The 24,395-nt window shown below is 65.3% G+C and carries 21 protein-coding genes; 10 read left to right on the plus strand and 11 right to left on the minus strand.

The annotated features are described in order from the left end of the window. Window positions 1-53: 53 nt before the first annotated feature. The gene (locus AC1X6S_RS14455; protein WP_483406449.1) at window positions 54-479 is read left to right on the plus strand and encodes a hypothetical protein; all 426 of its coding nucleotides are present in this window, start codon (window positions 54-56) and stop codon (window positions 477-479) included. A 163-nt stretch (window positions 480-642) separates the two neighbouring features. Beyond that, the gene (locus AC1X6S_RS14460) at window positions 643-1,833 is read left to right on the plus strand and encodes a MarP family serine protease (protein WP_483406450.1); all 1,191 of its coding nucleotides are present in this window, start codon (window positions 643-645) and stop codon (window positions 1,831-1,833) included. Window positions 1,834-1,857: 24 nt separating this feature from the next. On the opposite strand, the gene AC1X6S_RS14465 is transcribed toward AC1X6S_RS14460, so the two are convergent. Continuing rightward, window positions 1,858-2,163 carry a hypothetical protein gene (locus AC1X6S_RS14465; RefSeq protein ID WP_483406451.1) on the minus strand — a complete coding sequence of 102 codons (306 nt, stop codon included), beginning with the start codon at window positions 2,161-2,163 and terminating at the stop codon, window positions 1,858-1,860. A gap of 206 nt (window positions 2,164-2,369) precedes the next feature. On the opposite strand from AC1X6S_RS14465, the gene AC1X6S_RS14470 reads away from it, so the two are divergent. After that, complete coding sequence (locus tag AC1X6S_RS14470) at window positions 2,370-5,237, plus strand: helix-turn-helix transcriptional regulator (protein ID WP_483406452.1); 2,868 nt, start codon at window positions 2,370-2,372, stop codon at window positions 5,235-5,237. 58 nt (window positions 5,238-5,295) lie between these two features. Here the strand turns inward: AC1X6S_RS14470 and AC1X6S_RS14475 are convergent, their stop codons facing one another. The 4 genes from AC1X6S_RS14475 to AC1X6S_RS14490 form a co-directional block, all read right to left on the minus strand. Then, complete coding sequence (locus AC1X6S_RS14475; RefSeq protein WP_483406453.1) at window positions 5,296-6,111, minus strand: DarT ssDNA thymidine ADP-ribosyltransferase family protein; 816 nt, start codon at window positions 6,109-6,111, stop codon at window positions 5,296-5,298. 348 nt (window positions 6,112-6,459) lie between these two features. After that, the gene (locus AC1X6S_RS14480) at window positions 6,460-7,575 is read right to left on the minus strand and encodes an alkene reductase (RefSeq protein ID WP_483406454.1); all 1,116 of its coding nucleotides are present in this window, start codon (window positions 7,573-7,575) and stop codon (window positions 6,460-6,462) included. A 927-nt stretch (window positions 7,576-8,502) separates the two neighbouring features. Further along, window positions 8,503-10,050: a deoxyguanosinetriphosphate triphosphohydrolase family protein gene (locus AC1X6S_RS14485; RefSeq protein ID WP_483406455.1), complete on the minus strand. Its 1,548-nt coding sequence runs from the start codon at window positions 10,048-10,050 to the stop codon at window positions 8,503-8,505. Window positions 10,051-10,243: 193 nt separating this feature from the next. After that, the gene (locus AC1X6S_RS14490; RefSeq protein WP_483406456.1) at window positions 10,244-10,963 is read right to left on the minus strand and encodes a hypothetical protein; all 720 of its coding nucleotides are present in this window, start codon (window positions 10,961-10,963) and stop codon (window positions 10,244-10,246) included. 268 nt (window positions 10,964-11,231) lie between these two features. On the opposite strand from AC1X6S_RS14490, the gene AC1X6S_RS14495 reads away from it, so the two are divergent. Then, window positions 11,232-12,707, plus strand: coding sequence for an HNH endonuclease signature motif containing protein (locus AC1X6S_RS14495; RefSeq protein WP_483406457.1), 1,476 nt, complete (start codon window positions 11,232-11,234; stop codon window positions 12,705-12,707). A 69-nt stretch (window positions 12,708-12,776) separates the two neighbouring features. Further along, the gene (locus tag AC1X6S_RS14500) at window positions 12,777-13,226 is read left to right on the plus strand and encodes a bleomycin resistance protein (protein ID WP_483406458.1); all 450 of its coding nucleotides are present in this window, start codon (window positions 12,777-12,779) and stop codon (window positions 13,224-13,226) included. 270 nt (window positions 13,227-13,496) lie between these two features. Here AC1X6S_RS14500 and AC1X6S_RS14505 read toward each other — a convergent pair whose 3' ends face one another. Beyond that, window positions 13,497-14,741, minus strand: coding sequence for an RNA polymerase sigma factor (locus AC1X6S_RS14505; protein WP_483406459.1), 1,245 nt, complete (start codon window positions 14,739-14,741; stop codon window positions 13,497-13,499). 11 nt (window positions 14,742-14,752) lie between these two features. Continuing rightward, window positions 14,753-15,184, minus strand: coding sequence for a YciI family protein (locus tag AC1X6S_RS14510; protein WP_483406460.1), 432 nt, complete (start codon window positions 15,182-15,184; stop codon window positions 14,753-14,755). A 278-nt stretch (window positions 15,185-15,462) separates the two neighbouring features. On the opposite strand from AC1X6S_RS14510, the gene AC1X6S_RS14515 reads away from it, so the two are divergent. Together AC1X6S_RS14515 and AC1X6S_RS14520 are read left to right on the plus strand one after the other, a co-directional pair. Further along, window positions 15,463-16,404, plus strand: a complete 942-nt coding sequence (locus AC1X6S_RS14515; RefSeq protein ID WP_483406461.1) for a sugar kinase — start codon at window positions 15,463-15,465, stop codon at window positions 16,402-16,404. A 10-nt stretch (window positions 16,405-16,414) separates the two neighbouring features. Beyond that, on the plus strand, window positions 16,415-17,026 hold the full coding sequence (locus tag AC1X6S_RS14520; protein WP_483406462.1) for a bifunctional 4-hydroxy-2-oxoglutarate aldolase/2-dehydro-3-deoxy-phosphogluconate aldolase: 612 nt from the start codon (window positions 16,415-16,417) through the stop codon (window positions 17,024-17,026). Here AC1X6S_RS14520 and AC1X6S_RS14525 read toward each other — a convergent pair. The 3 genes from AC1X6S_RS14525 to AC1X6S_RS14535 all read right to left on the minus strand — a co-directional run bounded on the left by AC1X6S_RS14525 (window position 17,013) and on the right by AC1X6S_RS14535 (window position 19,445). Beyond that, complete coding sequence (locus AC1X6S_RS14525; RefSeq protein ID WP_483406463.1) at window positions 17,013-17,753, minus strand: N-acetylmannosamine-6-phosphate 2-epimerase; 741 nt, start codon at window positions 17,751-17,753, stop codon at window positions 17,013-17,015. The genes AC1X6S_RS14520 and AC1X6S_RS14525 overlap by 14 nt on opposite strands. Further along, window positions 17,753-18,661, minus strand: coding sequence for an N-acetylmuramic acid 6-phosphate etherase (murQ, locus tag AC1X6S_RS14530; protein ID WP_483406464.1), 909 nt, complete (start codon window positions 18,659-18,661; stop codon window positions 17,753-17,755). The genes AC1X6S_RS14525 and murQ overlap by 1 nt, the downstream gene beginning before the upstream one ends. A 124-nt stretch (window positions 18,662-18,785) precedes the next feature. After that, the gene (locus tag AC1X6S_RS14535; RefSeq protein ID WP_483406465.1) at window positions 18,786-19,445 is read right to left on the minus strand and encodes a GyrI-like domain-containing protein; all 660 of its coding nucleotides are present in this window, start codon (window positions 19,443-19,445) and stop codon (window positions 18,786-18,788) included. 85 nt (window positions 19,446-19,530) lie between these two features. On the opposite strand from AC1X6S_RS14535, the gene AC1X6S_RS14540 reads away from it, so the two are divergent. The 3 genes from AC1X6S_RS14540 to AC1X6S_RS14550 all read left to right on the plus strand — a co-directional run bounded on the left by AC1X6S_RS14540 (window position 19,531) and on the right by AC1X6S_RS14550 (window position 23,712). Continuing rightward, window positions 19,531-20,472, plus strand: a complete 942-nt coding sequence (locus AC1X6S_RS14540) for a prenyltransferase/squalene oxidase repeat-containing protein (protein WP_483406466.1) — start codon at window positions 19,531-19,533, stop codon at window positions 20,470-20,472. 105 nt (window positions 20,473-20,577) lie between these two features. Beyond that, on the plus strand, window positions 20,578-22,722 hold the full coding sequence (locus AC1X6S_RS14545; protein ID WP_483406467.1) for a nuclease-related domain-containing DEAD/DEAH box helicase: 2,145 nt from the start codon (window positions 20,578-20,580) through the stop codon (window positions 22,720-22,722). Window positions 22,723-22,803: 81 nt separating this feature from the next. Next, complete coding sequence (locus tag AC1X6S_RS14550; protein WP_483406468.1) at window positions 22,804-23,712, plus strand: YDG/SRA domain-containing protein; 909 nt, start codon at window positions 22,804-22,806, stop codon at window positions 23,710-23,712. A gap of 8 nt (window positions 23,713-23,720) precedes the next feature. On the opposite strand, the gene AC1X6S_RS14555 is transcribed toward AC1X6S_RS14550, so the two are convergent. Then, window positions 23,721-24,326, minus strand: a complete 606-nt coding sequence (locus AC1X6S_RS14555; RefSeq protein WP_483406469.1) for a TetR/AcrR family transcriptional regulator — start codon at window positions 24,324-24,326, stop codon at window positions 23,721-23,723. Window positions 24,327-24,395 lie beyond the last annotated feature (69 nt).

Here is a 24,395-nt window from a genome sequence, read left to right on the forward strand (position 1 = left end):
CGCTCCTGACAAGCGACCTAGCGTGGAAGGTCCCGACGACCGATTGGAGAATCATGAGCGACGCAACCCAGGGCACCAATGGCCATGGCGACGAGGACACCGAGATCAGTGGCGGGAGCCAGGCAACCGAGGGCGTGACCTCGGAAGGTGGCGTGTGGGGAGTTGGCGACCCCAAAGATGAAGAAGCACTCGCCAAACAGACGGTAACCAACGACGCGGTCGCCGGAGAGCCGGTCGAGCAGGACGCAGCGTTCCTCGACGTTGACGAAGCAGACGTCGAGACCTCGACCTCTGACGTCGCGGGCGGCGAGGATGACTCCGAAAACGACCAGCACCTGTTCAGCAACACTCACGGTGAGGTCGAACCGGGCACGGACAACGAAGACACCACGGTTTCCCAGGTCACCGATGCTCTCGACAGCGACGCGCTGGCGTCGAGCGAATCACCGGCCGCCGACGAGACCGGGTCTGAGCGCTAGAGACTCACTCGCGCGGTACTCGTTCGACCCGCTCCCGCACCGGGGGGCGGGTCGAACTGCGTCAGGCCGGCCGCGTCGTCAGGCCCCGCGTCGTCAGGCCCCTGTAGGCCCGGCGTCCTCACGGATGCCGCACCTACAATGAGTCGGGAAGGCTGGAGGGCCATTGGACGTCATTTCATTCGGCTCGATAGCGCTCGACGTCGTTCTCGTCATCGTTCTCCTCGGAGCACTGATTCAGGGTTACAGCCGCGGATTCTTCCGGATCCTCGGCGGAATCGCCGGCATGGTTGCCGGGGGAGTCGCGGCGTTTTTCCTCCTCCCGCTCATTGCCACCTGGCTCCCTGAGTGGCGTGTTCTCGCATCGGTCTTCGCGGCGGTCCTGCTCATCAGCGTCGGATACACGGTGGGGATCGCGCTCGGAAACGTCATCGGCCAGCCCCTGCACAAAACGCCACTCCGCCTCATCGAGAAGCTCGCCGGCGCACTGGCGAACACCTCGGTGGCGCTCATCGTCATCTCGCTGCTTGCGTTCAGCGCGCAGACGCTCGGCGCCCCTATTCTGAGCCAGTCACTGGCATCGTCGACAGTGCTGAGGACGCTCGACTCGCTCATGCCGAAACCGGTCGAGTCCCTCCTCGCTCAGCTGCGCACCGCCGTCATGAACGACGGCCTTCCGCGCGTGCTCGAGGCCGTCGGTGTGCCGTCAACCGCGCCGGACCTGCCGGCGGTCACACTGGACTCTCCTGCGTTGACGACCGCGGCGGCATCCGTCGTTCGAATCACCGGAAACGCGCCGTCGTGCGGCACCGGGCGGGTCGGCAGCGGCTTTGTCGTCGCCGACGATCGGGTCGTGACCAACGCACACGTACTCGCTGGCGTGACGGAACTCGTCGTAGAGGCACCCAACGAACTGCCCCGCTCGGGTCGCATCGTCTACTTCGACCCGGTCGATGACCTCGCGGTGATCGACGTCTCAGGCCTCGACGCGCCTCCACTGGCGATGTCGCCGACGCTCCCGGCCGGCGCAGAGGCTGCGGTGATGGGGTATCCGTTCGGCGGACCGTTCACCGCTGGATCCGCCAGCGTTCTCGCGCAGGGCACCACCCTGGTCCCCGATATTTATGGGTCAAACCCCACACCGCGGCAGGTGTACACGCTCGCGGCCAACGTGCAGCAGGGCAACTCGGGCGGCCCATTGCTGTCGACCGACGGCTCGGTTGCCGGGGTTATTTTTGCAAAGTCGGATGCCACGGCGAACGTCGGTTATGCCCTCACGATGGAAGAGGTACTCCCCGTGATCGCGCAGGCACCGTCACTCACGACCGCGGTCGGTTCCGGGGCCTGCACGCGCTAGCGCACCGCAGCCGTTATCGGGCACCTACCGGTGATCGCCCAGGCCGAAGCGCTGGACACCCGGAATGTACGAGGGGGCACGCACCCCCGCGCCGGTGAGGTTGTCGCACTTGACGAACTGGGTGCCAATTCTCTCGAGCGGGCACGCAGCCGTGAGCGACACAGAAACCACGGGCGATGACGGAAGCGGCCCCGGCTCTGCAGCGGCTCCGACGGACAGGGCCGCAGAGCCGATCCCGACGAGGAGCCCTCCAGCTGCCGCTGCGCCGGCGAGCGCAGAAAAACGCCGCCGTGTGAAACTTCCGTATGCCGAACGACTTTGTCTGGACATCAGTTCTCCTCGTGATGGTTCGACCACCTGACCTGAGTCGAGCATCCTCGGTGGCCGACCGAGCCGCATCGGTGGAGAACCCTCAGAAGGCGGCCATAACCCCTGAGATCGCGGGTCTCACCCCGACGCGTGCAACTCGACGGGTTTGGGTGAGAAATGTCAGAGCCGCACTCGGTTACCGCCCGGATCGGTGCGAAAATGAAGCGATGGAGCCTCGAGAGGGCGTGCCAGACTCCGTTCTCGTCGGTCGCGACGCGGAACTGACCCTCCTCGGCGCGCTTTTCGCCGACGCAACGGCTGGTCACGCGGCGACGCTCCTGATTTCGAGTGATCCCGGTGTGGGTAAGACGGCGCTCGTGCGATCGGTGACAGGGCTCAGGGGAGCGGCCACGGAACTCTACGGCACCTGCCTGCCGCTCACATCCCTCAGCGTCCCGTTCCTCGCCCTGCGCTCCGCCGTGCGCGATCTGGATCCCGGAGCCGGGCCCCCGCCGCCGCGATTGAGCGAAGCCACACCGAACGTACCGGAACTTGTCGACGCGTGGCTCAGCGAGCTGTGTGCGATCCGTCCCGTCGTCCTCACCGTCGACGATCTGCAGTGGGCGGATCAGAGCACCCTCGACGTCCTCATGTACCTCATCGCCGGCAGCCCCGATCGGCAACTCCTCATCCTCGGCACCGTTCGTGATGACGACTCGAACTTCAGGCTCCAGCGCTGGCTGGCTGACATACGGCGGCTGCCCCGGATCACCGAACTCAGGCTTCCGCCGCTCGACCGCGTCTCGACGGGGGAGCAGGTGGCGGAGCTCCTGGGCGCGACGCCTCACCAGTCGTTGGTCGAAGAGGTCTACGAGCACACGCGAGGCAACGCCTACCTCACCCGTCTCGTCGTTGCGGGGCTGCCCGCCGATGCCCGTCACATCAGTGCCGACTTTCCTGACGATCTTCGCTCGGCCGTGCTGCAGTCCTGGCGTCGTCTCTCCGCCGATGCGCGCGGCCTGGCGCAGGTACTCGCCGTTCACGGGGGTCCGATCACCGCGGACGCGCTTCAAGCCGTCTCCGGGGTTACTGAAGTGCAGAGCCTCCTCGCAGAGGCCATAGACACGCACACCATCGATGCGGCGCCGAACGGCACCTACTGGTTTCATCACCCACTCATCGCGGAGGTCCTGGAGCGTTCCCTGACCCCCGATTCCCGCCACCGATGGCACGCCCTCTTCGCCGACTACTACGAGCGTCAGCTCGCGAACGGCCCGCGCCCGATCGAAACCCTCGTCGCGGTTGCCGATCATCACGACCGTGCCGGGCACCTCGCTGAGGCCTTCGACTGGATGCTCAGTGCAGCGACCGAGGCTGGCGGGGCTGGTGGCCGTCCGGAGATGATGCGGCTGCTGACGCGGGCGGTAGCACTTCGTCCGCTGGTTCCGGATGCGCCTGGCACCGCCCGTGACCTCCTCGAGCGTCTCCGAGGCGCGGCCGAAGCTGCCGGGGCACATGAGGCGGAGCTCGCCGCCATCGAGCAACTGCTCGATGAACCGGGACTCGCTCCACTGGACATCGCTGAGTTGATGGTCCGCCGTATGCACCTGCGGTTCTCTACCGGGCGCGGGTTCCTGCCGGTCACTGAAGCGCAAGCCGCCGTCGACCTGGCGAGCGTCGACAGATCGAGTTGGCAGTACGCCCTCGCTCTCGCCGAACTCGCGCACGCCGAACTGTGGGCCGGAGTCGTCGGCGCTGGCGCGAAGGCCGCAGAGGCGCTGCAGCGAGCGTTACAGGTCGGGCACCCTCGCGCCATGTCGTATGCACGGACAGCGATGTCCATGGCGGCCCTGGTCGACCAGCGCAACGACGACGCTTACGTTCACGCGACGCGGGGACTCGGGGCAGCCATCGACGCGGGGGACTGGTGGGCGTACGCTCACGCCGCCCTCTGGGAGGCGAACGCCGTCGAGATCTGGACGGCACCCAGGTTCGCGGATCAGGTGGGCTCCCGACGGGAGCAACTCGCGCGGCTGGGCGCGCCACACACCTACGTTGCGTTCCTCGCAGCGGCAGAATCCTCCTCCAGGCTTGCGTTCGGTGACTGGGCGGCGAGCCTCGACCGGCTGCGGCACGTCCTGGGCTCTGATCCAGGACCGGTCACGGATGCCAGCGCGCGGCTGACCGCCGCCCGCCTGGCCGCGTGGCAGGGAAACACCGCGGAAGCAGTGTCGCATCTGAGTCGCGCCGACGAGCTGTTTCTCCAGACGCACCGGTTTCTGTCGTTTGCGTTCGACGCGGTCAGGGCAGAGGTTGCCCTTGCTCACGGCGATAATCTCGCTGCATTTGGGGTCGCCCTCGCGGGAGCGCGGTCGATCGGGCTCCCGCCGACAATGTGTGAGTGGTTGGTACCGCTCGCCGCGCGTGGCCTCGCCAATGAGATCGACGTTCGAAGGGACGCGGCCCAGAGCACCGACGAACTTCTGGCTCAGGTCGACGCGCTCGTCGAGGAATTCCCAGGAATCATTCGCGACGTCGGCGGCCCGACACCCCTCTATGACCTGCAGTGCACAGCGCTCGGCGCACTATATGCCGTAGAAATCGCGAGGGCGCGAGCACATTCCGATATTGGCATTCAATGGCTCGTTGTCGCCGATCAGTTCCGGGATGCCCTTTTGCCTTGGGAGGAGACCTACTGTTTATGGCGTGCCGGTGAGGCCCTGCTGACGCGGGGAGTCCACCATCGTGAGCGAGCAGCATCCGTTATTCGACGGGGGCTTCAGCTCAGTCAGCGGCTCGGCGCGCGGCCACTGCACTCGCTGCTGCAGTCGCTGGCGGAAACAGCGCGGATTCCGACGGCCGCCGTCGAGGAGTCGTCGGCGGTGGCGGACGCGGGATCGCCTCTCTCCGGCCTGACCAGGCGGGAGAGGGAGATTCTCGATCACGTCGTCGCTGGGCGAACCTACGCCGAGATCGCGAGAGCGCTCATCATCAGCGAGAAGACGGTGAGCTCACACATCTCTAACCTGCTGCGCAAGACCGGAACCGTCAACCGCATCGACCTGGCGCGGCTCGCCACCCGCACCAGGGAGTGATCCACCCGGTGCGGGTCGCGAGGCTGATGCGGGGAGCGAGGCTTAGCTGCCTGGAGGCTTAGAGGGCGCCTGCCGACTCGAACCACGGCGGGTGCGCAGCTACCTTGGCCTTATAGTCGGTGGACTCGAGCATGCCCTTGACGGCTTCGCGCACGGACACCGTGGCGACACCGATGACGGAAATGGCATCGAACGGAACACTGGTTTCGACGAGGACTTCTGCCTCGAGGATCGCTCCGGACTCTTCCTCTGTCCGAAGCTTGCGCAGCATCCGCTCGGCGCTGTCCTTGGTCGATTCCAGGCGGGTGACGGCGCCGGAGGCATCGCCGTCCGTGACGACGATGTTGGAGTATCCGGGTTCGCTAACGTCGCGGACCTTCTTGATCGAGCTCACGAGGACGACGAAGTCATTGACGGCGGAACCGCGGGCTTCGCTCGACAGGCGCGGGTCGGCGGCATCCGATCGGAGGCTTTCCCACAGGCTGGCGTTCGGGCTCAGGAAGAACGGGACGTAATCGGCGACGGTCGCGGTACCGCCCCGCGACACCAGGGTCGCACGGCGCTTCTCGCGGTTCTCGGTCGACGAGATGTCGACGCGGGGGTCTGCCGACACTGAGTCGGCGAGCAGGACGCCGGCGGCCAGCATCTTCTCGAGGTTGGAGATGTGCGTCACGTGGTAGATGCGCAGCTCTTCGATGTCGATCGCGGAGACCGCTGCGGCCTTGGAGCCGGCCGTTGGGGCGGTACGCAGGCTGGTGGTGCGTGGTCGTGGTGCGCGCTTGGGTGGGGCGACGACCTTTGGTGCTGGTGGAGCTTTGGGGAAGCAGGTGGCACATGCTCCGTTTTCGAAGCCGTGCTTACATTCGTTGCTCAAGGCAAACCTTTCAGGAAAACGTGGCCTGCGCAGAGCGCCAGAGCGGGGGACTCGGTGCCACCTCTCTACGTTACGGGGTTTAGCTGGGCAATCGAACCCGACGCCGAACTCGCGGGTGGGTCGGGCGGTGGTCGGGGGCGCGATCGAGCGGGATCGCGCGGCGAACGGATACCGTCACCGCGCGAAAACACCCGTTCCGGTCGAGATCACCCGGTACAACGGATGTTTTCGACCGGAACGGGTGTTCTCGGCGAGGAGGGAGCGGCGGGCTCAGCTGCCACTCAGCCAGCGCTCAGGCTGGGCGGTTTGGCTGGTTGGCGGGCTGCACCCTCGGCCCCCAGGCGGGACTCAAGCGCCCGCGAGTGCCGATTCCTGTGCGTCTTCGCCCTGAACGTCACCGAGGCGCGGGTAGTCGGTGTATCCGAGAGCGCCCTCGCCGTAGAACGTACCGGGGTTGGGCTGGTTCTCCGGGTGCTCTCCCTGCCAGCGGGCGGCGAGATCCGGGTTCGCGATGGCCATGCGGCCGATGGCGACGGCATCCGCGTGTGACGAATCGATGAGCGCAATCGCCTCATCGCGTGTCGTCACCGTGCCGAAGCCGCTGTTTGCGATGAGCTTGCCGCCGAACCGGGTGCGAAGGCCCTGCACGAGCTCGCCCGTCGGTTCGTTGTGCAGCACGCTGAGGTACGCGAGTCCGAGTGGCTTGAGGCCGTCCATGAGCGCGCCGTAGGTCGCGGCAACATCGGCCTGGTCGGTCTCGAGTGCGTCCTGGATATTGTGCGACGGAGAAATACGGATGCCTACGCGGCCTGCGCCGACGGCATCCGCTACGGCTGTGGTCACGTCGAGAACGAAGGCGGCGCGGTTCTCGGGCGATCCGCCGAATGCGTCGTCGCGCTGGTTCGAGGCGGGGGAGAGGAACTCGTGGAGGAGGTATCCGTTGGCGGAGTGCACTTCGACACCGTCGAAGCCAGCCTCGATCGCGCGAACTGCGGCGGCGACGAACTCGTCGCGGACGGTGGTGAGCTCATCGGCGGTGAGTGCGTGGGGGACAGGGAACGGGAGCTTGCCCTGTGGGGTGCGCACATCGCCGTTGATCGCGATGGCGCTCGGGGCGACGATGCGGTCGGTGCGGGTGATCGCGGTGTGGCTGACGCGTCCGCCGTGCATGAGCTGCATGACCATGCGGCCGCCCTCGGCGTGGACAGCGTCGGTCACCGTGCGCCAGGCGGCGACCTGGGCGTCGGTGACGATGCCGGGCTGGCCCCAGAATGCGCGTGACTCTTCGCTCGTGTAAACGCCCTCGGAGATGATGAGGCCGAGGGTGGCTCTCTGCGCGTAGTGTTCGACGACCAGGTCACCAGGGACACCGTCTTCGCCGGATCGAACCCGGGTCAGTGGTGCCATCACAATGCGGTTGGCGAGGTGGAGATCTCCGAGCGAAACGGGCGAGAACAAGTCCATAGAGTGAGAGCCTTTCGTTGTGGCCCGCCGGTGCGAGGCCTTCTAGGGCCAACGGGGTCTCGGCGGCACCTATTCCTCCGGTGGGGGGTCGGGCGTGTCGGCGCTGGATGACGGCCGGGCACGCGGCATCCGTTCAACTGACGCAAAAGCACCGCACGCCGGCGGAAACCCTGCATTTGCGACCACTGAAGCCCCGGCGGCGGCGGAAGCGGCGGGCCGGACCCACAGCATCCGTTCAACTGACGCAAACGCACCCCTCAACCGCCGAAACCGTACATTCGTGACCGCCGAATCACGGATGCCGCGCGGCCGGACCCCCGGCATCCGCTCAACTGACGCAAATGCACCCTTCTGCGGCAGAAACCATGCATTTGCGACCACCAAAGCCGCGGCTCCCGTTCAACTGACGCAAATGCACCGATCAACTGCCGAAACGTGCATTTGCGACTACCGAACCCGCGGATGCCGCGGGGGCGGGCCCACAGCATCCGCTCAACTGACGCGAATGCACCCGTCAACTGCGGAAACCATGCATTCGTGACCGCCGAACCCGCAGATGTCGCGCGGCCGGACCCCCGGCATCCGCTCAACTGACGCAAATGCACCCTTCTGCGGCGGAAACCATACATTTGCGACCACCGAAGCGGCGGAGGTTGCGGAGCCGAACCCGCGGATGCCGCGGGGCGGGCCTACAGCATCCGTTCATCTGACGCAAATGCACCGATCAACTGTGGAAACCGCGCATTTGCGACCACTGAACCTGCGGATGCCGCGCGGTCGGGGCTGCAGCACCCACAGCATCCGTTCATCTGACGCAAATGCACCGATCAGCTGTGGAAACCGCGCATTTGCGACCACTGAACCTGCGGATGCCGCATGGCCGGGGCCACCGAGCGCACGGCACCCGGCCCGGACGCGCACGCCGCGCTACAGCCCGCGGCCGGACTCCCACAGGTTGTCGGAGGTGCCACTGATGAGCGTCGCTACCGAGATCGCCTGGGCGTCGGTGAGCGACGCGACGTAGTCGATGACCGCACGCGCCTGGCCGAGTCTGGCGACTTCCGCCACTCCCGTCAGCACGCCTGCCGAGGTGAAGAACTCGGGTGAGGCATCCCGCAACTGGCGGTACTCCTCGGTCGCCGCCTCGACCGAGTCGAGCAGCCTGCGGGGGGCCCTGGCGGCGTCGGCCGGGTCGTTGAGCCAGCCGTGGAAGCCGTCGACGAGGGCCTCGATCACGCGGGACTGGCCGCGCTGGAACACGGCGAGGTCGGGCCGGTCGAGCACAAACCGGGTGTGCACGAACTTGAGCACAACGACGTCGTGCCAGGCCTGACGGCTCAATCGCACGTGTCCACTGCGGATGTTCGGCTCACGCTCAACCCGAATCGAACTCTTAAGCCTGTCGATCCAGCGCCGGGTGAATGCGGAAACCGCGCGATCGGCCTCGAGTCCGCCATCGTATGGAATGGTGAGGAGTCCCTCCACGAGATCGCTCGTGACCCGATCAACCGCGTTACGGAAGGCATCCACGTCGGCGATCCAGGCGTCCTTCGCCTGCACCTGTCGCCACGCAGCTTCAAGCGAGTGACCTGGGATGCGGCGGACCGCGAGCTCCGAGGCATCCAGCGCCGCAAGTGCCGACTGGGAGGCAAGCCAGCCGCTGAGTTCGGCCGACACTGAGGTGTACTGCAGCACTCCCGCGCGATAGAAGTCGTCGAGGTCGTGCACCGAGTACGCGATGTCGTCTGCAACATCCATGACCGAGCATTCGAGGGTCTGCTGGTGCTGGGCAATCGCGGGGAAGACATCGAGAACCTCGGCCATTTCGCGGGCGTCGACCGAGTAGGCGGAGAACTTGAGGGCACCGTTGGCCATGTCCGAGCCGACGCCGCGGGGAAGATCTTCGGCAGGGCGGGGGCGGATGCTGCGCCATTCGTTGCGTGTCCACGGATACTTCAGCACGGCAGCGCGCACCGCTTTGGTGAGGTTGAGGCCGCGGGGGGTGGCGTCGCAGCTGTCGAGAGCAGTGAGGATGCGGAAGGTTTGGGCGTTGCCCTCGAATCCGTCGGGCAGGCCGAGTTTCTTGCGGGCAATGCGGTCGAGGACCTGTTCACCGAGGTGCCCGAATGGCGGGTGGCCGAGGTCATGTGCTGCGGCGGCGGCCTGGACGACGACCGGGTCACAACCGCCGAGATCCTCGATGGTGTCGCGAACGTGGTCCGGCGCTTCACGGAATCCCACGGCGATCGATCGCGCAACGGCCGACACCTTGAGCGAGTGGGTGAGCCGGTTGTGCACGACGGTTCCCGAACCGGCCTGAGGAATCACCTGGGTCACTGCCGAGAGGCGTGAGAAGTACGGAGAGAACCTGATGCGTTCGACGTCGACGCGGAATTCGTCCTCGATGTCGGTGTGTGGCTCGGCGATCGTGCGGTCGCGGCCGCCTCCGGTGTGGGACTTTGGGTAGCTCAGCATGGTGTCGCCAGCCTAGCTGCGCGCCGCTGGGCCGGTAGGCCGGTTGGTCCTGTGCTCGGGTTGGGTGTAAAGGTGGGCCGTTGCGGCATCCGTCATATTTCCGCGCTTCCCTCATGCCCGTCTCGCGAAAACTGCGTAGTACGAGGTTCGGATGCCGCTTGCAAGGCGCGAGAACGTCACCGTTATTTGGGGCCTACTGCTTGGAACCGCCACCGTTCTCTGTTTCGCTGGAGGCTGCGACGACGCTAATCCCCTGCTCCGGATGGTTTTCCGTGAGATATGCGCTCACCTCGTCGACCACGCCGGGATCAACCGTTGAGAGCTCAATGGTGATTCCGCCCGCCTCCTCGCTGACTTTTGCGAGCGGATAAAGCGACGCGACGTCCACGACGGCAGCGACCACACCCGTGGCTTCGGCGAGGGTGGTAGCCGGGATCGAGATCTCCCCGATCTCGATCCCCACCAACCTGTCGGCATCCGTATCGAGTGCGGTGAGTATCTCGCTGGCGATCACCGCGGATGGACCGACGCCCGCAGCCGCGGCCTCCTCGGTCAGGTGCACGCTGATCTCGAGCCAATCGCCGGTCTCCTCATTGCTGCGTTCCTGCCAGTTGATGTGAGAGAGCTCCGCCTCGCGCAGCGTGAGGGCGGGCAGCGCCTCGACGTACTCGAGGCGCTCTGACCAGCACTGGGTGACGTGATCAACTGTCAACGTTGCACCACTGGCAAACCGGGGGACCAGAACGATGTACGTCGCGCCCGTCTCGACCGAGCAGGTCAGATCGCGCAACTCGTCGATCGCTTCGCGGTCGGTCTCGGGCTCAAGCTCGATCCTCATCTCGCCGTTCACCACAAAAGGCAGCGATTCGCTGGTCGTCAATTGCACATCGCTCACGAACGCGAGCTCTTCCACCTGGTCAGCAAGGCTCCGGTACTGCGCGAACTGCTCCTTCGTCGACGTGCATCCGGTCAGAAGCGGTGTAGTGATGCAGGCGCCCGCTAGTACTACCGCGAAGGCCGCGAGGCGTGGGTGTGTCATTCCACCAACGTAATCCTTCGCCAACGTGCGCCAGGCATCCGCCATTCCTCCACACAAATTCTTTTCAAGAAACTATCCACAATCAGCCCTTTTAGGGGGTTTTCGACCCTCCGATGTCAGTGGTTGCTCGGAGAATTTACTCATGGAAGACCTGCAGGATCCACCCGATGAGGCGTATGACGACGGCGGATTCGCCGAGCGTCCGTATGCCGCATCGTTGGCGGATGCCTGCAGTTCGATGGTCGATGAGGTCGCGTCGATCGAACGCACCGCTGCGCGTCAGCGAGCATGGCAGGTCGAGATCATCGACGATGCGCGACGACTGGCCGAGGTGACAGAGCGTGGCCTGATCACCGTGGACTCGACCCTGTCAGCCATCCAGCGCTACGAAATGGTTCGACGCAGTCTGGTCGCCGAACTGTCGTGTGCACTACGGATGCCAGAAGTCACCATCGACGGAATGCTCACGACCAGCGAGGCGCTGATGCATCGTCTGCCGGCGACGATGAGTGCGCTTCGAGCCGGCGACATCTCCTACCGGCACGCCGAGGTGATCGCCGATCAGGCGGCGACGCTGTCCGAGGAGGCAGCCCTGCTCCTGGAGAACGATGCACTGCCGTTCGCCGCGACCGTCACCGTTTCGAAGCTGAGGGCGAAGGCGAAAGTGCTGCGGGCACGGCTTGACCCCGACTCGATTGCGGAGCGGGTCGCGCGTTCGGCACAGGATCGGCGGGTCGAGTTCATCCCCGCCGAAGACGGAATGGCGTGGCTCAACCTCTATACGACGGCGCCAGAGGCGACGTCGATTTTCACCGCGGTCCGCGACCATGCGCTTGCGTTGCAGAACCCGAACGATCCGCGCACACTGGCGCAGCTCAGTGCCGATGTCTGTGCTGATGCCCTCTCTGCGGCCCTGGCTGGTGAGCTCGGCACTTCTGGCGCGCCCGGGGACGACGTTCGAGACCTCGACAGCCCGAGTGCCGATTCGGATGCCGCGTTTCGGCGGATCCGACCGAGCGTGACGGTGACTGTACCGGCGCTCACACTGCTCGGCGTCAGCGACGAGCCGGGAGACCTCGAGGGCTATGGCCCCATCGACGCGGAGACCGCTCGCGCTCTCGCTGGCCAGTCGAACACCTGGTACCGGCTGCTCACCGACCCCACAACGGGCACTCCACTCAGTCTCGACAGCACGACGTATCGGCCGAGCGGTGCGATGAAGCGGTTCCTCCGCTATCGAGACGGAACCTGCCGTTTTCCCGGGTGCAATCGGGCCGCGAAGCACTGCGATATTGACCACACGAAAGCTGCAGAGTTCGGCGGCCCCACGGTGTGCGACAACCTTTCCCATCTCTGCCGAAAGCACCACCGGTTGAAGCATCAGACCGTGTGGAAGGTGTCGCAGAGCGGCTCGGGAGTTCTTGAATGGATCTCGCCCGGCAACCGCACCTATGTCACCGAACCTGCGGTGCTGTTTCCGCCCGGTGAGCCGCCACCCGCTGGAGAAGCGACACCGGCTCCACCACCGACACCACCAGGTGCCCCTCAGAATCCGGAAGCGACCGCCGCCGGTGCCCCAGCGCAGCCGCCACCCGCGGGTGACGCACCTCCGTTCTGATGAGCCTCCGTTCTAATGAGCGCAGCATGTGAGCGGAGGCCGCAAGCCAGCACGCCCATACTGGGGAGCATGCCCAACGAACCGCACGAACCGCACGAACCGCACGAACCGCACGAACCGCAACCGAGCCTCGTCCCCGAACTCCTGATCACGGATCTGGTGACCAGCCTCGCGTTCTGGGTCGACCTCTGCGGGTTCGAGATTCGGTACGACCGCCCGGAGGAGGGCTTCGCCTACCTCCAGCTCGGGTCGGCACACGTCATGCTCGACCAGATCGGCATCGGACGCGACTGGATCACCGAAACCCTCGAGCATCCACTGGGTCGTGGCGTGAACTTTGAGATCGCTGTCCCCTCAATCGACGGCATCTTGGAACGCTGCGCCACCGCACAGTGGCCGCTCTTCCTCGCTCCGGAAACGCAGTGGTATCGCACCTCCGCCGGCGAAATCGGCGTCAGGCAGTTTCTCGTGCAGGATCCGGACGGCTACCTGCTCCGCTTCACGAGCCGGCTCCCGTAACGCTCATCAGCCCGCCACCCTCATCGCCCCGCAACGCTAATCGCCCGCCACCCTAATCACGCGCAACGCTAATCATGCGCAAACGTTGGCCCCCACCACTGACCTCAGCGCGAAGACGCTACGCGCGCCGCACCCTCCGACGGTCCAGAACACGCTCGATCGGCCACGCAAGAAGGAGCAGCAACAGCGCCCAATAGTTCACTCCCGGCACCGGCACGACGCCCAAGCCGCGGCGCTCGGCGCTGACCCTCTGCATCCGGGGATTCCCCCTCACAGCGCCGCCGCTTTCGCCAGCAACACGTCACGTTGCCTCGAGTTCAGCGTCAGCGCCGCCGCCGTCGCGAACTCCGACCGCGCCTCATTCGCCCGCCCGAGCCGAGCCAGCAACTCGCCCCGCACACTCGGCAGCAGATACGAACCGCGAAGCGCGCCCTCATCGGCAAGCTGATCAACGATGATCAAAGCGGATGCCGGACCGGTCGCCATTGAGACGGCGGCAGCCCGGTTCAGCTCGACGACCGGATTGGGTGCGATCCGGCCTAGAGCTTCGTATAGCAGCACGATCCGCTCCCAATTCGTGTCGGCGACGCTGGCTGCCGTCGCGTGGCACTCGGCGATCGCGGCCTGAAGGGCATAGGGTCCACGCCCACGGCCGGCCGCATCGGCACGGTCGAGCGCGGCGCTGCCACGGGCGATCTGGGCTCGATCCCACCGGCGTCGATCCTGGTCGGCCAGGAGGATCGGTGCTCCCTCCCGATCAACCCGGGCCGCAAACCGGGACGCCTGAAACTCCATCAACGCCACGAGCCCGTGTGCCTCCGGCTCACGCGGCACGAGACCGGCGAGGATCCGTCCCAGCCGCAACGCCTCGTTCGCCAGGTCTGCTCGCAACCACCGGTCTCCCGAGGTCGCCGCATACCCCTCGGTGAAGATCAGATAGAGAACACCAAGTACGGCAGACAGCCGTTCCCGCCACTCACTCGGGTCGGGCACCTCAAACGGCACGTTCGCCGCCGAGAGCGTCTTCTTCGCCCGAACAATCCTCTGCTGGATCGTCGCAACCGGCATGAGGAACATCCGCGCAATCTCCTCAGTGGTGAGACCACCCACGATGCGCAGCGTCAAGGCGATCTGCCCCTCACGGCTGAGTACGGGATGGCACGCGGTGAAGACCAGACGCAAGACGTCGTCATCGATCGGCTCCCAGGCATCCGCTGCCATTCCCTCACCATCGGAGAGTTCCTCAAGGGTGTGGGCCATCGCTCGGTAGCGCTCATCGAGACGTTCACGCCGACGCCAGCCGTCGATGGCCTTCCGTTTCGCGACGGCGGTCAGCCACGCCGCCCCGTTCCGCGGTACACCGGATTCGGGCCACGAGGCGAGCGCGTCAACGATCGCCTCCTGCGCGAGATCCTCGGCCAGACCGAGGTCGCCCGTGACCCTGGCCAGCGTTGCGACGATCTTCGCACCCTCGATGCGCCAGAGTGCATCGAGGGTGCGCTTCACGTCTGTCATGTCACACCCGCTCAGGCCAGCTGCTCGCCATGTTCAGCCCGCCACAACGCTTCCTGCTTCATGGCGGGAGTATCTGCGTACTCGGCGAAGTCGCTCATCTCGGTAACCCGACGAACCTCGATCTTCGATCCCGGCCCGAGCGGAACCCGACTCGCCCACTCGGCGGCCTCCTCCTTCGAAGCCACCTGGATGATCCAGAACCCGTTGAAGAGTTCATGGGTTTCGCCGTAGGGACCGTCGGTGACGACCGGGGTGTCGGTCGAGAAGTCGACGACGAAGTTATCGGTCATGTCGTCGGCGAGCCCATCGCCGCCAAGCAGAACCCCGGCCTTGATGAGTGACTCGTTGTATGCGCCCATCGCTTCGAGGATCTCCTCGAACGGCCGTGACTGATAAGCCTTCTTCGCCTCGTCGGTCGACCGCATGATCAGCATGTACTTCATGATTTTCTCCCTGTGATTCGGTGGCACCGGGTGCGCCATCTACCAGGACGTCGAACGACAGAGCGCCGAATCGACACCGCAACGGAAATTCATCGCGGCGACCCGCCAGGGCCCACTTTCGATCATCGCGCGTGCGACCGGCCCACGAAAGGCGTCAGCCGAGTTACGAGAAATGAGTTCGGCGATCTGCAGCACGGGGACGCACCGCGTTGTCGATCCGCGAGGACATTCACACACCGTGTTGGCACTCTGCGCACACATCGTCAATAGTGGTGGCTATGCGACGACGCACCGACCACCCCGCCGTGATCACCATCGGCGAAACCATGGTGCTCGTCGCGCCGGTCGAATCGGAACCACTCGAAACGGCACCCCTCTTCCACCTCGATGTGGGCGGTGCCGAGTCCAACGTCGCCGCACATCTCGCGGCACTCGGCCACCACGCGGCGTGGGTCAGTCAGCTCGGCGATGACGCGCTCGGGCGCCGGGTGAGCCGCCAGATCACTGAGCATGACGTCGACACGCGCTGGGTGCGCATGGACGGGTCAGCACCGACCGGGGTGTACTTCAAGGATCCGGGCACCGGGGTGCTCTACTTCCGTCGGGGCTCGGCCGCGTCGCGGATGGGTCCGGAAGCCCTCGCCGCTGTGCCGATCGAAGACGCCGCCATCGTCCACATCTCCGGCATTACGTCCGCTCTCTCCGACAGTTGTGCCGCTCTCATCGATGCGGTCCTCGACCGGATGCAGGATGCCGCCGGTCTCGTCAGCTTCGACGTCAACTACCGCTCCGGCCTCTGGGACACCGCGACCGCCGCACCGGTCCTACTCGCCATCGCCAACCGGGCCGACATCGTCTTCGTGGGTCTCGACGAGGCCGAAACCCTGTGGGGGACGTCGAATCCCGACGAGGTTCGCACGCTCATCCACAGCCCTCGGTCGCTCATCGTCAAGGACGGCGCCATCGGCGCGACCGAATACGACAGCACAGGCTCAACCTTCGTCGAGGCGATCCGAACCACGGTCGTCGAGGCCGTCGGCGCCGGCGACGCGTTCGCGGCCGGCTACCTCGGCGCACACCTGGACGGCGCTGAGTCGAACCAGCGCCTGCGCGCCGGGCACGAACGGGCCGTCCTCACTCTCCAATCCACCCGCGACATTCCGCTCCGGGACCTCCACCCGGTCCCCTCCCACCCGATCCCCTCCCACCCGAGCCGCTGAGAGGCTGGCCATGACAGACATCACCAACGACACATTCACGCAGATGTTCGACGGGCAGCGCCTGATGGCAATCCTCCGTGGCTTCGGCGTCGAGCGCAGCGTTGCCCTCGCGGAGAAAGCATGGGACCTCGGCATCGACTGCGTCGAAGTCCCGATTCAGTTCCCACGCGATCTTGAGGCGCTTCGAGCCGTTGTCACCGCCGGTGCCGCTCGTGGCAAGGCTGTCGGTGCCGGAACCGTGATCTCTGCCGCCCACGTTCAGCAGGCAGCGGATGCCGGTGCGGCGTTCACCGTCAGTCCCGGGTTCGATCTCAGCGTGGTGACGGCCTCCGTTGACGCGGGAATGCCGCCGCTTCCGGGAGTGGCCACGGCAACCGAAGTGCAGGCCGCTATGGCGGCCGGGTTGACCTGGGTGAAGGCGTTCCCGGCGTCGGAGCTCGGAACCGGCTGGTTCACAGCGATGAAGGGCCCTTTCCCGCAGGTTCGATTCGTCGCGACCGGTGGCATCGACGCGTCGAATGCCGAGCGGTTCCTCTCGGTCGGCGTCAACACGGTCGCCGTGGGGTCAGCGCTCGATGATCCCTGCCAGCTCGACCGGCTCGCGACGATTATTCGCGGCTGATTCCGGCGGCAAGGCGTGCTGTGATCGCGACGGGGTCGGTGATCGCGCCGCCGACGACCACGGCGAAGGCTCCGGCGTCGAAGGCCCGCCGCACGTCATCGGCGGTGCGGTAACGCCCCTCGGCGATGACGGTCAGGCCACGGCCGGCGAGCCGTTCGACGAGGTCGAAATCCGGGCTGTCGCCTGTCGACCGGGAGTACGGAGTGTAGCCAGAGAGGGTCGTCCCGACCACCGCCGCACCGGCATCCGTCGCTTTGACGCCTTCATCGACGGTCGACACGTCGGCCATGACCGCGCGACCGGTTTCGTCGCGCACAGCGGTCAGGTGGGCGAAGCTTGAGCCGAGGACTTCCTCTGTTGCGTCGACGGCGATCACGTCGGCTCCAGCCTCGGCGAGAAGGACGGCGTGGGCCAGCTCGGGAGTGATGATGTTGCGCCTGGCGCCCCTCACCTTGTGCAGGCCAATGACGGGCACGTCGGTGATGGCACGGATCGCTCGAATGTCATCGGCACCGTTGGCCCGGATCCCGGCCGCACCTCCGGCGAGCGCCGCCCGTGCCAAGAAGACCATGGCGTCGACCGAGCGCAGGGGGCTGCCCTGGTCGGCCTGGCACGACACAATGAGGCTACCCCGCAGGCGATCGAGGGGGAGCTGTGTGTTCTGTGCCTTCATGGCATCCGTCGTGTTCTCGGCGCTCAGGTCACTGGCGTGCGCTCCGACGCTCATCACTCGCCCAGCGCCGCGCGTAGCCGGCCGGCGGCGTGAGACAGTCGCTGCTCGGCAGCGGCGCGGTCGAGTCCGAGGCGCAGCATGACGGCGGCGGTCTTCACGTCGAAGTCCACCGACTCGAGGGTCGCCGCCGCGACGGGCCGGTCCACCCCCGCGATGGCCGAGACCATGCCGATCGCGCGTTCCCGCAGCTTGTGGTTGCTCGGATTGAGGTCGACCATGAGGTTGCCATAGGTCTTGCCCTGCTGCACCATCACGATGGTCGAGAACATGTTGAGGACGAGTTTTTGTGCGGTGCCCGCCTTGAGCCGGGTGGATCCCGCGAGCACCTCCGGTCCGACGGCAACCTCGATCGCGTGCGCCGCAACGGCACTGAGCGGGGTGTCGAGGTTGCAGGACAGCCCCACGGTGAGCGCGCCGAGCTCGCCAGCGCGGCGAATCGCAGCGATGACGTAGGGAGTCCGGCCGCTCGACGCGATGCCGATGACGGTGTCATTCGGGGTGATGCCAGCCTCGTCCATCGCGGCCGAACCGGCGATCTCATCGTCCTCAGCCCCCTCAGCGGGGTGAACGATCGCGGACGGGCCACCGGCAATGATTCCAACCACGAGTGAGGGCGGAGTGCCAAATGTGGGCGGGCATTCAGACGCATCGAGGATGCCGATGCGGCCGGGCGTGCCGGCGCCGACGTAGAGCAGGCGGCCGCCACGCGACATCCGCTCGCTTGCCGCTTCGATAGCGGGTGCGATCTGGGGGAGTGCGCGGGCAACGGCGGCGGGCACCTCGGCGTCTGCGGCGTTCATCGTCGCGGCCAATTCGGCCACGGACATCCGGTCGATGTCGCTGTATCGGGAGTCGACCGACTCGGTCGCGAGGCTGGCCAGGTGTTCGTTTAATGTGCTCATCGTCGGGCAGCGCCTCCATGCGTGGGATGCCGTGAGCGATGCGGCAGCTGGCCGCACGCGGCAGCATCGCCGGTCTCGTGATAGCCACAGTGTACGGGGCCGATGCGACGCCCGTTCTTCGCGCTCACGCCGGGCGAACCGGCTGCCGCAGGATCGTCTTGAGCTTGTCGGATGCTGTCCGGCGCGGGTCGCTGAGGTAGATCTCGTGGTGATCACCGTTGAAGGTGAGGCCGTTGGCCGACATGAATTCGTCGTGCAGCTTCGCGAGCGGGGGGGCTTCGTCGTCATACGAACCGATGTGCAGAATCTGCACGGACGCACCCTCGGTGAGCTCGAGCAGACGAAGCTGATCGACCGCGGGGATGCCTTTCTTCGTCTTCGTTGCCGTGATAGCGGCATCCGTCAATTCAGGCGTGATCCAGTCGGGCTGGCTGATCATCATGGTCCAGTCCCAGGCGTCTTTCTGCCGCTGGGTGAAGACCGCAGGGTCATCGGCGCGCCACAGCCCTTCCAGCGGTCCAACGACGAAGTCGCGGCCGAGCTCTTTCTTGCTCGCGAACTTCACCGCGTACGCGAGGGGGTAGAGCGCTTCGATCGCCGCCGCGTACTCCGGTGAGGTGTTCGGGTCTCCGTGTCCATCGATCGCGAGGTACTGCATCCGTGGCACGTCGACGATCGAGAAGTCCTTTGACGAGGGCGAATACAGCTCTTTGAGGGCCACCTTGACGTCGTATTTGTCCACGTTCATTCCGTTCGCGATTCGACTCAGCTGAAGCTGACCCACGGGCCGAGTCTGACAGCGCGTTGCGCGTGACGGAACCCACGCTTGTCCCTTTTTTAGACGCACAGGGCGGCCTAGGCTTCCGGTCATGACCGTGACCGACTGGCTGCTCGAATCCGACCCCGCGATCCGCTGGCAGGTGATGAACGACCTGCTCGACGAGCCGGCCGAGGCGGTGGCCGCCGAGCGGTCCCGCGTCGCGACTGAGGGGTGGGGTGCGCGGCTTCTCGCGTTGCAGTCTCCGGACGGGCAGTGGGATGGCGGCACCTACGACCCAGCCGAGGAGACCGAACCAGACGCGCCCGGCCAGCCCTGGACCGCCACCCACCACACCCTCGTCCTGCTCCGTGAGCTGGGCCTCGATCCGGCGAGCGCCGAAGCCCGCAGGGCGATCGGGCTGGTGCGGGAGAACAGCAGGTGGGAGCACGACGGCGAGAAATACTTCGACGGCGAGGTCGAGCCGTGCGTCAACGGCCTGGTGGTCGCGATTGGTGACTACTTCGGTGAACACGTGCAGCCTCTCGTCGATCGGCTCCTCGCCGAGCAGCTCGACGACGGTGGGTGGAACTGCGACGCCGAGCGCGGCTCCACCCGGTCGTCGTTCCACACCACGATCTGTGTGCTCGAGGGCTTGTTGCAGCACGAGCGGTCGCGGGGCGCATCTGCCGAGGTGTCTGCGTCACGACGACGAGGGGAGGAATACCTCCTCGAACGACGGATGCTCCGGCGCCTGTCGACGGGAGAGGTCGCCGACCCCGATTTCACCCGTTTCTCCTTCCCCACCCGCTGGTTTTATGACGTGCTGAGGGGTCTCGACTACTTCCGGAGCGCCGGCGGCGCGCCGGACCCGCGACTGGACGAGGCGCTCGACCTGGTCGAGAGCAAGCGCGGTGCCGACAGGCGTTGGTCACTCGAGAACCCGCATCCAGGCAAAGTGCACTTCGAGCTGGAATCGGGGGGCGAGCCGAGCCGTTGGGTGACGCTGCGTGCGGTGCGCGTACTCGAGTGGGCCGGGATTGGTGCGGGCTAAGGCCTTCGGACCTTGTCGAGTTCACATCCGGCTGTCGAGAGACGCTCGAACTCGACCCCACTTCGGGTGCAGCTTGCGGCCTGCGACGGTTCGAACACATTTCGAATGCCAGAATGGCCGGTACGTACCATCGAGGGGGGAGTGCGGATGTCGGCTGGCTCGTCTGCGGGGCACGAATCCCTCCGGCAACTCGCGTTGGCAGTCCAGCACGAACGAGCAGCGAAGGATGCCCGTGAAGCCGCGGGCCGGTATCGCGCCGCATCGTTGTCCGAGAAGAAGGTCGCCCGGGTTCTTGCCCCATTGTCGGCCGCGGGATACCACTTTCTACCCGACCGCCAGTGGCCCGGTAGCCGCACGGCCCAGGTCGATCTCGTCATGGTAGGCCCCGGTGGGGTATTCATCGTCGACACAAAATGGTGGAAAGACGTTGTAATCGCAGCCGGGCGCGTATTCCGCGATCAGGACGACGTCACTGATGAGTTCGATAATCTCGCGGACCTGGCGTACGGGGCGGAAGGGGCGTTGGGGGCCGTGGGTCTCGCCCCGGGCGAAGTTCGACCCATCGTGGTTCTGGCTGGCCGCAGGGACATCAAAGCAACGGTCGGCACGGTCGACATTGTCGGTGAAGCCGATGTCCTACGGCACATCGCGTCCCGAGGCAATCGGCTGACATCCTTCCAGGTCGACACCGTACTCCGCGCGGCCCTTGCCCATTTCCCGGTCATCGGAGCCCCGCAACCCATCAACGTTGCGTTGCCGGAGCCGGTGATAGAAGCTCCCGCAGTAGAAATTGACGAGAGCGAACTACTCTCAACCGATGAAGTGAACTCCGCCCTCCTCGAGGGCCTTCTGGCATCGCCCGTCGAGGACTGGATGACCTTCCTGCACCCCGATCAAACCAAACTCATTCGCCGCAATTTCAACGGACCGTCAAGGATTCGGGGAGCCGCCGGGACGGGAAAAACCGTCATCGGCTTGCACCGTGCCGCCTACCTCGCACGCTCACGCCCGGGCAAAGTACTCGTGACTACATATGTACGCACCCTTCCGTCCGTTCTCGCCAGCCTCATGGAGAGGATGGCTCCGGAGGTCCTCGGAAACGTCGAGTTCATGGGAGTCCATCAGTTCGCTCATCGGGTCTTGAGCGAGCGCGGAATCCGCATCAAGACCGACATGAAGCAAGCAAACAGTGCATTTCGTGCCGCTTGGCTAGAAATAGGAGCGAGGGGAGCACTGGCGGCTATCGAGCCCAAGGATCGATACTGGCGCGAAGAAATCGACTACGTCATCAAAGGACGCGGCATGACCTCGTTCGAATCTTATGCGGACTCCGCTCGAGTCGGTCGACGTCGCGGTTTGACGGCTGACCAGCGGCGGGCAGTGTGGGCGCTCTACCGCTCTTATGAGGATCGATTACGCAGCGCAGGTGTCAATGACTTCGCGGACCAAATACTTCTGGCGGCGCAATCCCTTCGAGATGATCCCATGCCCGGTTATTCCGCCGTTATTGTGGACGAAGCGCAGGACCTCTCAAGCGCGATGGTCGGAATGCTGTACTCACTCGTGGGCGATCGGGCAGACGGTTTCACTCTGATCGGGGACGGCCAGCAGAGCATTTACCCCGGTGGCTACACCCTCGCCGAACTCGGTATTTCGCTGGCTGGTCGCGGCGTTGTCGTAGATACGAATTACCGAAACACCGCCGAGATTCTCGCCTTCGCTGACGCAATGATCGCGGGCGATCAATTCACCGATATTGAGGGGAAGAGTCAGCAGGCGGACTCAACCAAGGCTGTTCCACGACACGGCGACGCTCCTGTTATTTCGCGACACAGGACGGTGGAGGCTCACGACACGGCGATGGTCAGTCACATCCGCGAGATCGCCAGCGAAGTCGGAACATCGTTCGGAGACATCGGGGTCCTGGCATTGACCAACGCGACCGTGGACCTCATCTCCCGCGCGTGTCGCGCTGCAAACATTCCAACAATCGACCTCGAGAAGTATGACGGGACGCCCGTTGACGCGGTCAAGATCGGAACTGTGAAGCGAGCAAAAGGTCTTGAGTTCAAGCAGGTCCTCGTCCCCCGGCTCAAGGCTGAACAGCTCTACTCCAACGCCCGGGAAGCGCAAGACACAATCGGCTCGACGAGCGACATCATCCGTGAACGGGACGAACGCGATCGGCGAGAGCTCTATGTCGCCATGACTCGCGCGCGAGACGGCCTTTGGGTGGGTTTGCTCGGCTAACCAGCTTTGAGTCCCCCTACCGGGGACTGTTCCGCAGGCAGGAACGGGGCATAGCCTCATGGTCCTGGGGGGAATAATCATATGTTTCGGCACTTCGGCGCACCATTGGGCGTGCGCGTTGGTCAGCACTTTATAGACCGGCGGGACCTACACGATTCGGGCGTCCACGGGCCTTTACAGGCCGGTATCTCAGGCGGCCGAAATGAAGGAGCCGACTCAATCGTCCTGTCAGGGGGATACGCGACAGACCAGGATTACGGCGATTACATCCTCTATACAGGTCACGGCGGCAAAGATCCGAATAGTCCACGCCAAATCGCGGACCAAACACTCGCCTCGACTGGAAATGCCGCGCTAATAACAAGCATGGTCAAGGGCCTGCCCGTACGAGTTACACGTGGCGCTCACAAGGGCGGTTCACCCTATGCTCCGGCGTCTGGTTTGGTCTATGCCGGCCTATTCTCAGTTTCCAGTGTCCTCCCGAAAATTGGCTCGGATGGCTTCCTCGTATACCTTTTCCGCCTCGACCGATTGCCGGAACAAGCACCGCTGGTCACGCGCATCGAACCTGAGATCGACCCCGCGTTTGCAACGACCACGGTGTCACGGCGAATCCGCGACACCGCTCTCGCCCGGGAGGTGAAACGGGCGTATGGCAACCGGTGCCAGGTTTGCGGGATCACCATTCCCGGGCTGGCGGAGCGACTCTACTCGGAGGGCGCCCACATTCGGCCGCTAGGTCGCCCGCACCTCGGAGCGGATGTACTCGGAAACCTCTTGTGTCTTTGCCCCAACCATCACGTTCAACTCGATATCGGCGGAATCGTAATACTGGACGATCTCTCTGTGGCGCGCACCTCATCACTCGTTCCGTTCGAGCAGTTGCGACTCAGAACAGAGCACTCAATCGACGTCGCCAATGTTCAGTATCACCGCGGCCTCTGGACAGCTCCGACACCCGAGCCGGAAGAACTGGTTCAAGCAAGCTAGTCGCCCCCTTACCGCCGCCCCATCCACCACTCCGGCGCCGCCGCCAGGGTCGCCGCAGCAGCGGCATCCAGGTCACTGAGGTCGCCCTCGTTCAACCAGGCCTGCACCGCACCAAAGGTGCCCGACGCGGCAAAGGCCACAAACGTCCGCTTCTCTGCTTCTGTGGCCGGTCGCCCATCGACAAGTGGCGCGATCTCCGGATGCCGCTCCAGGTGCGCCGTCAATGCCCGAGCACTCGACCGGATCAGCATGTCCCGAACCGGACTGCTCACCTGCGACGACAGGGCATTGCGGTAGATATCCGCATGTGAGGCGACATGCTCAAACATAGAGACTTCCGGGCCGGCAAAGACACTCTCACCGGTCTCGGACACCGCTGGCAGCTGCGAGGTGTGCTGCACCAGCTCCTCAACCTCTGCCTCAAGGGCCTGCACCAGCAGGGCAACAGCACTACCCGCGTGCCGATACACGGTGTCGCGCTTCACCCCGGCTGCCCGGGCAATGTCAGACATCGTGATGCTGTCCAGCGGCGTCGACGCCGCGAGCTCATGAATGACCTCATGCAACCGGGCACGGGTACGACGCTGGCGTGGGTCAACAGCGTCATCGGTCACGCAGCGAGTCTACGTCCCGCGCTCTATGGGGCATCTGCCCTATTGTGAGGATGGCGACCAAAGACGGCC

This window comes from Mycetocola sp. Y442 (assembly GCF_056898615.1).

What these genes read in the sequence shown, in the direction of transcription:
- AC1X6S_RS14505 (WP_483406459.1), bottom strand. Translation starts at nt 14,741, where the DNA reads ATGACAGACGTGAAGCGCACCCTCGATGCACTCTGGCGCATCGAGGGT.
- AC1X6S_RS14540 (WP_483406466.1), top strand. Translation starts at nt 19,531, where the DNA reads ATGACCGTGACCGACTGGCTGCTCGAATCCGACCCCGCGATCCGCTGG.
- AC1X6S_RS14510 (WP_483406460.1), bottom strand. Translation starts at nt 15,184, where the DNA reads ATGAAGTACATGCTGATCATGCGGTCGACCGACGAGGCGAAGAAGGCT.
- AC1X6S_RS14455 (WP_483406449.1), top strand. Translation starts at nt 54, where the DNA reads ATGAGCGACGCAACCCAGGGCACCAATGGCCATGGCGACGAGGACACC.
- AC1X6S_RS14485 (WP_483406455.1), bottom strand. Translation starts at nt 10,050, where the DNA reads ATGCTGAGCTACCCAAAGTCCCACACCGGAGGCGGCCGCGACCGCACG.
- AC1X6S_RS14500 (WP_483406458.1), top strand. Translation starts at nt 12,777, where the DNA reads ATGCCCAACGAACCGCACGAACCGCACGAACCGCACGAACCGCACGAA.
- AC1X6S_RS14470 (WP_483406452.1), top strand. Translation starts at nt 2,370, where the DNA reads ATGGAGCCTCGAGAGGGCGTGCCAGACTCCGTTCTCGTCGGTCGCGAC.
- AC1X6S_RS14550 (WP_483406468.1), top strand. Translation starts at nt 22,804, where the DNA reads ATGTTTCGGCACTTCGGCGCACCATTGGGCGTGCGCGTTGGTCAGCAC.
- murQ (WP_483406464.1), bottom strand. Translation starts at nt 18,661, where the DNA reads ATGAGCACATTAAACGAACACCTGGCCAGCCTCGCGACCGAGTCGGTC.
- AC1X6S_RS14525 (WP_483406463.1), bottom strand. Translation starts at nt 17,753, where the DNA reads ATGAGCGTCGGAGCGCACGCCAGTGACCTGAGCGCCGAGAACACGACG.
- AC1X6S_RS14545 (WP_483406467.1), top strand. Translation starts at nt 20,578, where the DNA reads ATGCCAGAATGGCCGGTACGTACCATCGAGGGGGGAGTGCGGATGTCG.
- AC1X6S_RS14520 (WP_483406462.1), top strand. Translation starts at nt 16,415, where the DNA reads ATGACAGACATCACCAACGACACATTCACGCAGATGTTCGACGGGCAG.
- AC1X6S_RS14515 (WP_483406461.1), top strand. Translation starts at nt 15,463, where the DNA reads ATGCGACGACGCACCGACCACCCCGCCGTGATCACCATCGGCGAAACC.
- AC1X6S_RS14465 (WP_483406451.1), bottom strand. Translation starts at nt 2,163, where the DNA reads ATGTCCAGACAAAGTCGTTCGGCATACGGAAGTTTCACACGGCGGCGT.
- AC1X6S_RS14495 (WP_483406457.1), top strand. Translation starts at nt 11,232, where the DNA reads ATGGAAGACCTGCAGGATCCACCCGATGAGGCGTATGACGACGGCGGA.
- AC1X6S_RS14480 (WP_483406454.1), bottom strand. Translation starts at nt 7,575, where the DNA reads ATGGACTTGTTCTCGCCCGTTTCGCTCGGAGATCTCCACCTCGCCAAC.